Source organism: Neisseria sp. Marseille-Q2251, from assembly GCF_940793045.1.
Taxonomy (GTDB): Bacteria; Pseudomonadota; Gammaproteobacteria; order Burkholderiales; family Neisseriaceae; genus Neisseria.
In genome coordinates this window covers 1-11,210 of sequence record NZ_CALNWV010000058.1, presented here as the reverse complement: position 1 = coordinate 11,210, position 11,210 = coordinate 1, and the positions used below count along the sequence as shown (strand labels likewise).

Annotated in this window: 15 protein-coding genes; 10 read left to right on the top strand and 5 right to left on the bottom strand. The window is 53.5% G+C overall.

The features are described 5' to 3' along the window. Positions 1–80 precede the first annotated feature (80 nt). The 3 genes from AAG834_RS12895 to AAG834_RS12885 all read right to left on the bottom strand — a co-directional run bounded on the left by AAG834_RS12895 (position 81) and on the right by AAG834_RS12885 (position 3,711). On the bottom strand, positions 81–842 hold the full coding sequence (locus AAG834_RS12895; protein WP_342032365.1) for a PepSY-associated TM helix domain-containing protein: 762 nt from the start codon (positions 840–842) through the stop codon (positions 81–83). After that, positions 835–1,110: a transporter gene (locus AAG834_RS12890; RefSeq protein ID WP_342032364.1), complete on the bottom strand. Its 276-nt coding sequence runs from the start codon at positions 1,108–1,110 to the stop codon at positions 835–837. The genes AAG834_RS12895 and AAG834_RS12890 overlap by 8 nt, the downstream gene beginning before the upstream one ends. Before the next feature lie 420 nt (positions 1,111–1,530). Beyond that, positions 1,531–3,711, bottom strand: a complete 2,181-nt coding sequence (locus AAG834_RS12885; protein WP_342032363.1) for a TonB-dependent siderophore receptor — start codon at positions 3,709–3,711, stop codon at positions 1,531–1,533. Positions 3,712–4,198: 487 nt separating this feature from the next. On the opposite strand from AAG834_RS12885, the gene AAG834_RS12880 reads away from it, so the two are divergent. After that, on the top strand, positions 4,199–4,618 hold the full coding sequence (locus AAG834_RS12880; protein WP_342032362.1) for a YidB family protein: 420 nt from the start codon (positions 4,199–4,201) through the stop codon (positions 4,616–4,618). A gap of 72 nt (positions 4,619–4,690) precedes the next feature. Here AAG834_RS12880 and AAG834_RS12875 read toward each other — a convergent pair whose 3' ends face one another. Continuing rightward, entirely contained in the window at positions 4,691–5,329 is a 639-nt protein-coding gene (locus AAG834_RS12875; protein WP_342032361.1) for a DedA family protein, read from the bottom strand. A 56-nt stretch (positions 5,330–5,385) separates the two neighbouring features. Here AAG834_RS12875 and AAG834_RS12870 point away from each other — a divergent pair, with 56 nt between their 5' ends. From AAG834_RS12870 to AAG834_RS12830, 9 genes are all read left to right on the top strand, one after another. Next, a complete protein-coding gene (locus AAG834_RS12870) occupies positions 5,386–5,511 on the top strand; it encodes a hypothetical protein (RefSeq protein WP_016687171.1) in 126 nt (41 codons plus the stop codon). Then, positions 5,508–6,176, top strand: a complete 669-nt coding sequence (gene hda, locus AAG834_RS12865) for a DnaA regulatory inactivator Hda (protein ID WP_003763115.1) — start codon at positions 5,508–5,510, stop codon at positions 6,174–6,176. Before AAG834_RS12870 ends, hda begins: the two co-directional genes overlap by 4 nt. Continuing rightward, positions 6,173–6,841, top strand: a complete 669-nt coding sequence (locus tag AAG834_RS12860; protein ID WP_342032360.1) for a histidinol-phosphatase — start codon at positions 6,173–6,175, stop codon at positions 6,839–6,841. The genes hda and AAG834_RS12860 overlap by 4 nt, the downstream gene beginning before the upstream one ends. A 192-nt stretch (positions 6,842–7,033) precedes the next feature. Next, on the top strand, positions 7,034–7,333 hold the full coding sequence (locus AAG834_RS12855) for a TonB family protein (protein WP_016687169.1): 300 nt from the start codon (positions 7,034–7,036) through the stop codon (positions 7,331–7,333). 10 nt (positions 7,334–7,343) lie between these two features. Then, positions 7,344–7,667, top strand: coding sequence for a divalent-cation tolerance protein CutA (gene cutA / locus AAG834_RS12850; protein ID WP_342032359.1), 324 nt, complete (start codon positions 7,344–7,346; stop codon positions 7,665–7,667). Between the two features lie 238 nt (positions 7,668–7,905). Further along, positions 7,906–8,289 (top strand): aspartate 1-decarboxylase, encoded by a 384-nt coding sequence (gene panD / locus AAG834_RS12845; protein WP_342032358.1) that lies wholly within the window; start codon positions 7,906–7,908, stop codon positions 8,287–8,289. An 87-nt stretch (positions 8,290–8,376) separates the two neighbouring features. Continuing rightward, on the top strand, positions 8,377–9,219 hold the full coding sequence (kdsA, locus tag AAG834_RS12840) for a 3-deoxy-8-phosphooctulonate synthase (RefSeq protein ID WP_049228730.1): 843 nt from the start codon (positions 8,377–8,379) through the stop codon (positions 9,217–9,219). A 216-nt stretch (positions 9,220–9,435) separates the two neighbouring features. Next, positions 9,436–9,987: a hypothetical protein gene (locus AAG834_RS12835; RefSeq protein ID WP_342032357.1), complete on the top strand. Its 552-nt coding sequence runs from the start codon at positions 9,436–9,438 to the stop codon at positions 9,985–9,987. A 220-nt stretch (positions 9,988–10,207) separates the two neighbouring features. After that, the gene (locus tag AAG834_RS12830) at positions 10,208–11,047 is read left to right on the top strand and encodes a DUF4198 domain-containing protein (protein ID WP_107145338.1); all 840 of its coding nucleotides are present in this window, start codon (positions 10,208–10,210) and stop codon (positions 11,045–11,047) included. 76 nt (positions 11,048–11,123) lie between these two features. Here the strand turns inward: AAG834_RS12830 and AAG834_RS13885 are convergent. Then, the coding region (locus tag AAG834_RS13885) for an IS3 family transposase (RefSeq protein WP_159069391.1) at positions 11,124–11,210 on the bottom strand (87 nt) is incomplete at its 5' end.

The following is an 11,210-nucleotide window of genomic DNA, read 5'->3' as shown; positions in this document are numbered from 1 at the left end:
CAGGGTTCAAGATGAGTTGAACCACCGGCCAAGAAAAACACTTGGCTACGAAACGCCAAGTGTTTTATTCTTGAATCTGTTCAAACCGCTGATACACTAGTGTTGCACTTGAAATCCGAATCCAAGGGCCTTGACACATAGGCGGAGCGCGCCTCGAATTCTTCACCCGACAATTCCGCCGCCGTTTGGCTGTAGATCATCACCGTATGCGAAGTCAGCAAGAGGCCGCTGTAAACAATCATCACATGAAACGGCAGCGGCAGCACGCCCAGCAGGTTGTGCGCGTCCAGCCAGCTTCTGAGCTTTTTGCCTGCGCGGAAAGTGAAAAACTCCGCCAAAATCTTTTTATGCACAATCACGCCGCTGATTACCGCCGCCAGCGCGACCACCGCGGCCGCAGCCGTCAGCCAGTAGCCGCCGTATTCCGCCGCCGCGAGGTTGCTGTGGATGGAAACCAGATAACCCGCCCCCGCCGTTTCGCGCGGTTTGGACTGCGGCGCGTTAGGATAAGGGCTGATGGTGGTATAGGACGCCTCTTCGGCCCCGCGCTCCGTCCAGCCCAAATCCAAGTACGGCGAACGTTCGGTCGGCAGAGAAACCGACCATTCTGCCGCATTCGGCGCATGGCGGCGCAGATAGTCCAGGGCGGTCGCCAGCGAAACCCGTTCGTCCGGCAGGCCGTCTGAAAACGGCAGCTCCGGCTGCATCCATACATCCAGTTCGGCACGGAAAAACGCAATGCTTCCCGCAAGGAATATTACGAACAAAATCCACGAACAGACCAGTCCCGTCCATGTGTGGATTTCCGCCATTACCTTGCGCAGCCCCGCCTCCTTAGCCATGCGCCAGCCCCCCTGCCGCTGAAAGCAGCAACACCGACAGCGACAGCACGCAAAACACCGTCCGCAGCCGCCGCGCCGCCAACGCCCACAGAAATACCAGCGGCAGCAGCGTAATGCCTAGGAGGGTGCCGCCATAAACGGCATTGGTTGACCCGCCCGCATAAAGCGGAACCGTACCCGCCGCCAGCGCGGATACCCAGTAGCTTCCGGCCGAAGCCAGCACAATCCGCGCCGTGATGTGCAGCGGGCGTGGCAGGATGGGACTCATATGGTTTTCCTTGGGATATTTGTTACTTTTATTCGATTGGGTGTTTTTCAGACGACCTTTAGAAATGACAGGTTTCAGACAGCCTTTGCAGAGTACGGCAACCTCACGACCGTCATTCCCGTGAAAACGGGAATCCAGACCTTTGGAGTTTCAGGAATCTCTAAAAATCGCCGAATCCCAAAGATTCCTAGATTTCCGCCTGCGCGGGAATGACGGATTATATAGTGGATTAACTTTAAACCAGTACGGCGTTGCCTCGCCTTAGCTCAAAGAGAACGATTCTCTAAGGTGCTGAAGCACCAAGTGAATCGGTTCCGTACTATTTGTACTGTCTGCGGCTTCGTCGCCTTGTCCTGATTTAAATTTAATCCACTATAGGTTTCAGACGACCTTCAAGAATTACAGCAACCCCAAACCCCGTCAAAACTTATACCTAAGCGTCCCCGACAAACTCCTCGGCTGGCCGTAGTCGTGGTACATCGTGTCCGTGCGGTAGCGTTTGTCGAACACGTTGTCGAAGTTTAGTGTCAGATTGGCGTTTTTGGAGATGTCGTACTGCGCGGTCAGGTCGACCACGGCGAAGGATTTTTGGCTGGAGAGGACGCGGGCGCGTTCTTTGGCTTCATCGTCGTCAAACTCGATATTGCTGAGGTCGCCGTATTTGTCCACAAAGGTCTTGCTCTGCCAGCGTACGCCGCCGCCGAGGGTCCAGCGGGTTTTGGGCAGGCGGTAGGTGGTGAAGAGTTTGAAGCTGTGGCGCGGGTCGTATTGGCTGTTGGGCCGGTTGCCGTTTTCTTCGCGGGTCAGGTGCGACTGCACGCCCGCGCTGATGTCCCAGCCTTCGGCGGGCGAGCCGCTGATTTCGGCTTCCCAGCCGTGGGCTTTGGTATTCGCTGCGCGGTAGTAGGTGTCGTCGTTGTCAAATTTGCCCGCTTCGACGGGGACGTTGCGCCGTTTGGATTGGAACACCGACAACGAGGCGTTCAGACGGCCTTCGAGCCATTCGCCTTTCAGTCCAGCCTCGACGGTGCGGCCGGTAATCGGATCGATGGGGCGGCGGTTGATGTCTGTTTCGCTGTTTTCGTGCGGCATAAACAGGCGGCTGTAGGAGGCGTAGGCGGAGAGGTTGCCGGTGAGGTCGTAGGTGATGCCGGCGTAGGGGGCGAAGCGGCCTTCTTTGGCTTCCGTATTCGGGCTGCCGCCAACCGGTATGGCTTGGTAATGGTAGCGGGCGTAGTTGGCGCCCAAAAGCAGCGAGAGTTTGTCGGTGGCGTGCAGGCGGGTGGCGGCATAGCCGCTGATTTGGCGTGTCGCGATGGTGTCTCCCTCCCATTTCCAGTCGTTGACGGAAGCGATGGAGGGATAGTCGCGGCGGCGTATGAAATCGTAGATGTCGTCTATGGAATAGTTGCCCTCAGAGTTTGCCCAGACGCGTTTGTCCCGCGTGCGGTAGCCTCCGATGCCGAATACGGCTTCGTGTTTGCGCCCCCATAAATCGTATTGCCCGTTGAGCTTGAAGCTGAAGGCATGGCTGACGATATTGTCGCCCATTTTATAAAACTTGGCTCCGGCCGAGCTGTCGTCGTGCCTGAGATAGTTGTATGGGGCGTCACCCATACCGGGATTGAGGGCTTTCTCACGGTTGTAGCGGTATTCCAGCTTGGCTTTCCAGTTGTTTTCAAAGCGGTGTTCCAGTCCGGTAAAGAGTTCCGTCGCGCGTTCCCTATACCTGCTGCCTTTGATTTTGTTGTTGTCACGGATGCCGAGGCGGGTTGGGTAGCCTGCGCTATCGTAAACGGGCAGGTCCCCGCCGTAAAATTCTTTTTCTCGCGCGCGCTGGTGGTTGATGCCGGCGTAGGCGGTGGTTTGCGGCGAGAAATCGTATTCGGCAATGCCGTAAACCATGTCGGAGCGGTCGCGCGAACCCTCGGTCCAATGCCGCCCGCCCTCGGCGTTGATGACGGCGCGGCCGCGCAGGCTGCCGCTCGAGTTGAGCGGTCCGGACACGTCGGCCTCGGCATTCCAACGCCGCCATCTGCCGATGCCGACGGAAATTTCAGCCTGCCGCTCTTTGGTCGGACGCTTGCGTACCAGGTTCACCGTCGCGCTCGGGTCGCCCACGCCGCCCTGCAAGGCGGAAGTGCCGCGCACGACTTCCACCCGCTCGTACGCGCCCGAGTTCAGCAGTTGGTTGCCGTCGATTTCGGTGGTCATGCCGTCTATCTGGTAATCGTTGACCGTCTCGCCGCGCGCATACATGTTGGTTACCGCATAGCGCGAACTTGCCGGATTGCCGCTGATACCGTTGACCCATGAGAGCGCGTCGTAAACGCTGCGCTTGCCTTGGTCCTTCATCTGTTTGTCGGTTACCACGCTCACGCTCTGCGGCACCTCGCGCAGCGTCAGCGGCATCCCCGTCGCGGCGTAAGTGCCCGAAGCGGTATAGCCCTTGTTCAACGACTTCTGCCGCTTACCGCGCACGGTAACAGTGGAAAGGGTAACTGCTGCCGGTTCGGCATCGGCGGGAACGTATGCGTCCGCCGCCTGCGTGCAGACAGGCAGGATAAGTAACAGCGGCGCGCTCAAATGGTAAAACTTCATTGCTACAAATTCTCCTTTTCAAGTTCAAACAATAGATTGATAGAATTGATAATAATTTTTGTATAAAAATTGGTAATTTTGTTTCATTTTGTTTTATTCGGAAGACAGGGTAGAAAAATGCAAAACGGGCAGGACGCTATGATGTGGTGAACAGGGATAGGAAAAAGAAATGACAGAGGGTTTGTAAAAGTTTGGAAAGGGGATATTGAATACCGTCATTCCCACCTCAGTCTACGCGAAGGCAGGCTGAGACGAGAATCCAACACTTTGGATTCCTGGAATCTCTGGAAAATTACTGCTGCCCAAAGGGTCCTTCGGATTCCCACTTACACGGGAATGATGGGTTGTAAATTTCAGACGACCTTTACTTTTGTAGCAGCTCGTCAATTCGCTGTTGAATTGGGTTAAATTGGCAAACAAGCGTCGGAATTTTGTTACACTTTGGGTTCTTTACACTTCACACTCACACATCACACAAGGAGGCTTTATGGCATTAATGGACAGTTTGCTGAACGCGGCGGCGCAAGCTTTGGGCGGCAAAGATGAAAACGGACAAAACTCGCTGACCGAAATGGCGATGAATTTGGTACAACAACAAGGCGGCGTGGGCAATCTGATTAATCAATTGCAACAAGGCGGGCTGGGCGACGTATTGAACAGCTGGGTTTCCAACCAACAAAGCAATCTGCCTGTATCTGGCAGCGATTTGCAAAACGCTTTGGGCAGCGATGCCATCAGCCAAGTGGCGCAAAAATTCGGTCTCGACAGCCAGCAAGCCGGCGATATGCTGGCGCAGATTCTGCCCAATCTGGTGGACAAAGCCACGCCGAACGGTTCGGCGCAGGATGCGGACGGATTCGGTTTGGACGATATTGCTTCGGCAATATTGAAAAACTTCACCAAATAAGCAGCATGAAATATGCAAAAGGTCGTCTGAAAAACGTTTTCAGACGACCTTTTCTTATAGTTCAAACAATTTTTATTTCTTCGCCGCCCTTCTCGCGCGGATGACTTCGATCACGCCCGGCAGGATGGAAATCACGATAATCGCGACCATCACCAAAGCCAGATTGTTTTTGACAACCGGAATATTGGCGAAGAAATAGCCGGCATAGGAAAACGACAGAACCCACACTACCGCGCCGATAATGTTGTAGCGGATGAAAGTGCCGTAGTGCATGCTGCCCATGCCCGCGACAAACGGGGCAAACGTGCGCACAATCGGGACGAAGCGGGCGATGATGATGGTTTTGCCGCCATGTTTTTCGTAGAACGCGTGGGTTTTCTCCAGATAAGACTGGCGGAAGATTTTGGAATCGGTGTTGGCGAAGAGTTTGCGCCCGAAAAACTTGCCGATCATGAAGTTGGCGGCATCGCCCAAAATCGCGGCGGCCAAAAGCAGCGCGACCATGACATGAATGTTCATGCTGCCGACCGCGGCAATCCCGCCCGCGGCAAACAGCAGCGAATCGCCCGGCAGAAACGGCGTAACCACCAAGCCGGTTTCGCAGAAAATAATCAAAAACAACACCGCGTAAATCCATACGCCGTATTGCGCGGAAATCTCGACCAAATGCTGGTCGATGTGGAGGATAAAATCAATAAGGGTCGAAATCACGAGATTTTCCTGAAATAAAAAAGACAGGGGTCGTCTGAAAACAGACGCGTCGCCAAATGTCCGCCATTGTATATGAAACCCATGTCGCGCGCCCCTTTTTCAGACGACCCTGCGCCTTGATGCGCCCTGACAAAACAACGTACAATAAACCCGATTCCAACCCATCCGGTATGCCTTTGTGAACCAGCTTATTTTCGACTTCGCCGAACGCGGCTATCCCGGTTTCGACAAATTCCTCGGAACGGAAAATGCCGAACTGGTCTATGTGTTACAGCATAAACACGACCCGTTTATCTATGTCTGGGGCGAAGAAGGCGCGGGCAAAAGCCACCTGCTGCGCGCGTGGGTCGCCCAAGCGCTCGACGCGGGGAAAAAAGCCGTCTATATCGACGCCGCCGCCACACCACTGACCGAAGCTGCCTTTGAGGCCGAATACCTCGCCATCGACCAAATCGAAAAACTGGGCAACGAAGAACAAGCCCTCCTATTTGCCGTATTCAACCGTTTCCGCAACAGCGGCAAAGGCTTTCTGCTGTTAAGTTCCGAACACACCCCCCAACAGCTCGTCATCCGCGAAGACTTGCGCACCCGCATGGCGTACTGCCTCGTTTACGAAGTCAAACCCCTGACCGATCAAGAAAAAATCGACGCGCTCGTCAGCATGGCGGCGGCACGCCAAGTTACCATAGACCCCGAAATCTTCGAATACCTGCTCAACCACTGGCGGCGCGATATGGACAGCCTGATGCAGATGCTCGACACGCTGGACAACTACGCCGTTACCATGGGCAAACGCATTACCCTACCGCTTCTGCGCCAGCTTTTGAAACAACAGGAAACCCAATGAAAAATCTCGCCATCTTCGACCTCGACAACACCCTCATCAACACCGATTCCGACCACTCTTGGCCGCAATACCTCATTAAAAAAGGGCTGGTTGATGCTGCCGAAACCGAAGCGCAAAACGAAAAATTCTACCGCGATTACCAAAACGGCTGCCTCGACATCGACGCCTTCCTCAAATTCCACCTCGCCCCGCTCGCCCGTTACAGCAAAGAAGAGCTGGCGGAATTTCACCGCGAATTTATGGCACAGTTCATCACGCCCCACATCTCGCCCATGCAGCGCATGCTTGTGCAGAGCCACCAAATGGCAGGCGACGAAACCCTCGTGATCTCCTCGACCAACGAGTTCATCATCACCCCCATCTGCCACCTTTTCGGCATCACCAACATCATCGGTACCCAACTCGAAACCGGTACCGACGGCCGCTACACCGGCAACTACATCGGCACGCCCAGTCTCAAAGAGGGCAAAATCACCCGCCTGAACCAATGGCTCGCCGAACGCGGCGAAACGCTCGAAAGCTACGGCAAAACCTATTTTTACAGCGACTCCAAAAACGACCTGCCGCTGCTGCGTCTCATCAACGAACCCGTCGCCGTCAATCCCGATGCCGAGTTGGAACAAGAAGCCAAAGCAAAAGGTTGGCCGATATTGAACTTCAAATAATCAAAACCGCGCCCGCCGCCCAAACGGGCGCAATACCGTAGCGTGGGCTTCGCCCGCGAAAAACAAAAGGTCGTCTGAAAATAAGCGCAAACCCGTAGCGTGGGCTTGGCCCACGAAAAACAAAGGTCGTCTGAAAACAAATCAAAAACAACCCCCTAAACCCGCTACAAATCTACAAATAAGGAAAACAATATGTCCATCCGCGCCATCATCCCCGCCCTGCTGCTTGCCTTCGTCCTACCCGCAACCGCGCAAACCGTCAATCCGGCAGAATACGCCCCCGCATCCAATAATCCCGCACAGCCCATCAAACCCGTCAAACTGTCCATCCTAGTTTCCCCAGAAGGAAAAGCCGTAGAAGTCAGCATCCTCGAATCCAGCGGATATGAAGGGCTCGACGAAACAGCCGTGGCAACCGCCAAAAAAGACAAATACGATGCCGCCGGATACTGGGTGAAATACAAAGGAACCATCGAGTTTAAAAACCAATAGGTCGTCTGAAATGCCCGCGTTCAAACCTGTTATCGTTACCACCACCGCCCCGACCCGCGAAGAAGCCGAAAAAATCGGCAGCCTGCTTTTGGAAAAGCAACTTGCCGCCTGTGTGCAATACGAAGCCATCACCAGCCAATACCTTTGGAACGGCGAAATCTGCCGCGACGACGAAATCCGCATCACCATCAAAACCTCACGCCACTGCTACCGCGAAATCCAAAAAACCATCCTCGCCAACCACAGCTACGAATGCCCGCAAATCCTGATGCAAAACGTATCGCGCGGATACGCCCCCTATTTGCGTTGGCTGAAGCAGAGTTTAGGTTTATAAATAGCCACTCGAGGTCGTCTGAAAAACGCTCAAGCATCATTATGAATTTACAGGGAAGTCCACTATAATGACGGCTTTTGATTTTCAGACGACCTTATAGTGGATTAACTTTCAACCAGTACGGCGTTGCCTCGCCTTGCCGTACTATCTGTACTGTCTGCGGCTTCGTCGCCTTGTCCTGATTTAAATTTAATCCACTATACGTCTGCATCCGCAATCCCAAACCAAAAGGAAACCCATGTTCCGCACCATGCTCGGCGGCAAGATACACCGCGCCACCGTTACCGAAGCCGACCTCAACTACGTCGGCAGCATCACCATAGACCAAGACCTGCTCGACGCCGCAGGCATCCTCGTTAACGAAAAAGTCGCCATCGTCAACAACAACAACGGCGAACGCTTCGAAACCTACACCATCCCCGGCGAACGCGGCAGCGGCGTCGTCTGCCTCAACGGCGCCGCCGCACGGCTCGTCCAAAAAGGCGACATCGTCATCATCATGTCCTACGTCATGCTGTCCGAACCCGAAATCGCCGTGCACGAACCCAAAGTCGTCCTCGTGGACGAACACAACAAAATCCGCGACATCCTCTCCTACGAGCCGCCGCACACCGTCCTATAAAACACAAAGGTCGTCTGAAACCGCAAAATCCGCTTTCAGACGACCTTTCAGCCATTTTCAGACGACCTACGAGAAAGCCCCATCATTATGAACATCCGCATCAACAACCTCACCGTCGGCAACGACCTCCCCTTTACCCTGTTCGGCGGCATCAACGTCCTGGAAGACCTCGATTCCACCCTCAAAGCCTGCGAACAATACGTCAAAGTGACCGACAAACTCGGCATCCCCTACGTCTTCAAAGCCTCCTTCGACAAAGCCAACCGCTCCTCCATCCACTCCTTCCGCGGCGTCGGCTTGGACGAAGGCATGAAAATCTTCCAAGCCGTCAAACGCGAGTTTGACGTGCCAGTCATCACCGACGTCCACGAACCCTACCAATGCGCCCCCGTCGCCGAAGTCTGCGACGTCATCCAACTGCCCGCCTTCCTCGCCCGCCAAACCGACCTCGTCGTCGCCATGGCAAAAACCGGCAACGTCATCAACATCAAAAAACCCCAGTTCCTCAGCCCCTCGCAGATGAAAAACATCGTCGAGAAATTCCAAGAAGCGGGCAACGGACAAATCATCCTGTGCGAACGCGGCGCCAACTTCGGCTATGATAACCTCGTCGTCGATATGCTCGGCTTCGGCGTCATGAAAAAAACCTGCGGCGGCCTGCCCGTCATCTTCGACGTCACCCACTCCCTGCAAACCCGCGAATCTGGTGCAGCCGCATCCGGCGGACGGCGCGCGCAAGTGTTGGATCTGGCACTCGCCGGCATGGCAACCCGCCTCGCAGGCCTCTTCCTCGAATCACACCCCAACCCCGACCAAGCCAAATGCGACGGCCCCAGCGCCCTGCCGCTTGCCCAACTGGAAGACTTCCTGACCCGCGTCAAAGCCGTGGACGAAACCGTCAAATCCTTCGCGCCTATGGACATCCGTTAACGCGGCGTGGCAAACGAAAGGTCGTCTGAAAATTGAATCGTCGGTTTACCTTGTGTAAACTGACGGTCAGGCCATTTTGTATTTCAATCGATTTTTCGATATAAAATAGTCAATATGCAAACCATCAACATTGTGGGTAAAACGCGAAAACCCTGAAACCGGATTTGCCGCATACGCCCGATTCTTCAACTGCTCATTACATATAAGGAAAACAATATGAAAACATGGAAAACCCTACTTGGCGCCGCCGCGTTCACCTTAACCCTGACTTCTGCCGCCGTAGCAGAAACGGCTTATGTGCCGGGTCTGCATGTTACCGAACCCAACCAGCTCGTTGCCGCCAAAAAAGTCAAACGCAAAGACTTGTTCGGCATGTGGGGCAACACCAGTAAAAACGCTGACGGTTCCCTGCTCAACGCCAGCCTGATGCGCCCCGACGGTACCGGCCGCGACCTGATTCATTTCCAAGCAAATTCCGGCGATACGACTACCATCACCCAAGACTTCAAATGGAAATTCAGCCGCTGGAGACAAGAATTCCGCCAAACCGTCACCAACTACACCGTCAGCCGCAACAATGGCGCGCCCGAACAAAAACCTGACGAAATCGGCAAAACCGTCAGCTTCAAAGTCCCGCTTGTGTTGATGCTTGATGGCAAACCCAACGTATTGGAAATGACCAATAAAGAAGGTACGGACAGCGTCCGCTATTACCGGTACAACGAAGAAGCCATGCCTGATCTGCTGAAAAAACTGGAAGCGCAATAATCCATCTTCCCAATACAGAAAGGTCGTCTGAAAACCTAATTTCAAGGTTTTCAGACGACCTTTCTGTTTTCTGTTGTCTCCTTAAGAATTTATAGTTCTTTGTAACTATAAACAATCATCAATAATATTTACATTTCGAAATAAAAAGAGTAAGGTTGCCTTGCTTTTCGGGCTTTCCGTTGGCTTTTGAACCGTAAACAATCAAATTTGAGGAAGAAACATGAAAAAATTATGGATACTTGGCGCATTGGGATTGAGCATGGCGGCGCAGGCGCATGATTTGTGGGTGTCGGCTCCGGTGCGTTTAGATTCGGGCAGTACGTTGAAAGCGGATTTGGGTTACAGCCATGATTTCCCGAATGTTGAAAAAATCGCCGACGACCGTGTGCACATTTTCAAACCGCTGCAATTGACGGACAAATCCGGAAAAACCGTTGATTTGACGAATAAAGGTGAAAATTACCAATATGTTTCCAAATCCCGCCTGAAAGACGGCTCTTATTGGGTCGGCGCGGTGTACAAACCGACGTTCTGGTCGCAAAACAGTGAAGGCTGGAAACAGAAAACCTTGAAAGACCTGCCCGGCGCGACTTATTGCGAACAGGCTCAGATGTTCGGCAAAGCGTTTTTGCAAGTGGGTGGCGCAGGCTTGGATGAAAGCGTATTGACCCGTCCGGTCGGTCATGAATTGGAACTGGTTCCGCTGAAAAATCCGAATGAAGTCAAGGTAGGCGGCCTGCTGCCGATTAAAGTGCTTTATAAAGGCAAACCGTTGGCAAAAGCGACGGTAACGGCAAGCTCGGATACGCTGGCGGAAATGGATTTGGCGGCTACGCACGACCACCGCGAGCCGCAAGGTTTTTCAGGGAAAACGGATAAAGACGGCGTCGTCAATGTGATTCCTTTGATTGAAGGTTTGTGGAAAATCAAAGCCGCCCATCAGGCGGATTATGCCGATAAAAGTGTTTGCCAACAAGACAATGCCTATGCAACACTGATTATGCCCGTCGGAACGAAACGCGCGGCTGAACGGCATGAACACCATCATCATCAACACTAATTAAGTGTGAAAGATCAAAAAGGTCGTCTGAAAAAGTGAACTGGCCCCCAAATCTTGGACACTCATAAAAGCCTATTCAGGCGCTCTGTGCAAGCTGGGTTCTGTATGCGACAGGACTCAGCTTTTTCAATTTCAAACTGCAACGCTCCCGGTTGTAGTAATC

What these genes read in the sequence shown, in the direction of transcription:
- AAG834_RS12895 (WP_342032365.1), bottom strand. Translation starts at nt 842, where the DNA reads ATGGCTAAGGAGGCGGGGCTGCGCAAGGTAATGGCGGAAATCCACACA.
- AAG834_RS12890 (WP_342032364.1), bottom strand. Translation starts at nt 1,110, where the DNA reads ATGAGTCCCATCCTGCCACGCCCGCTGCACATCACGGCGCGGATTGTG.
- AAG834_RS12885 (WP_342032363.1), bottom strand. Translation starts at nt 3,711, where the DNA reads ATGAAGTTTTACCATTTGAGCGCGCCGCTGTTACTTATCCTGCCTGTC.
- AAG834_RS12880 (WP_342032362.1), top strand. Translation starts at nt 4,199, where the DNA reads ATGGCATTAATGGACAGTTTGCTGAACGCGGCGGCGCAAGCTTTGGGC.
- AAG834_RS12870 (WP_016687171.1), top strand. Translation starts at nt 5,386, where the DNA reads ATGTCCGCCATTGTATATGAAACCCATGTCGCGCGCCCCTTTTTCAGA.
- AAG834_RS12860 (WP_342032360.1), top strand. Translation starts at nt 6,173, where the DNA reads ATGAAAAATCTCGCCATCTTCGACCTCGACAACACCCTCATCAACACC.
- AAG834_RS12855 (WP_016687169.1), top strand. Translation starts at nt 7,034, where the DNA reads ATGTCCATCCGCGCCATCATCCCCGCCCTGCTGCTTGCCTTCGTCCTA.
- cutA (WP_342032359.1), top strand. Translation starts at nt 7,344, where the DNA reads ATGCCCGCGTTCAAACCTGTTATCGTTACCACCACCGCCCCGACCCGC.
- panD (WP_342032358.1), top strand. Translation starts at nt 7,906, where the DNA reads ATGTTCCGCACCATGCTCGGCGGCAAGATACACCGCGCCACCGTTACC.
- kdsA (WP_049228730.1), top strand. Translation starts at nt 8,377, where the DNA reads ATGAACATCCGCATCAACAACCTCACCGTCGGCAACGACCTCCCCTTT.
- AAG834_RS12835 (WP_342032357.1), top strand. Translation starts at nt 9,436, where the DNA reads ATGAAAACATGGAAAACCCTACTTGGCGCCGCCGCGTTCACCTTAACC.
- AAG834_RS12830 (WP_107145338.1), top strand. Translation starts at nt 10,208, where the DNA reads ATGAAAAAATTATGGATACTTGGCGCATTGGGATTGAGCATGGCGGCG.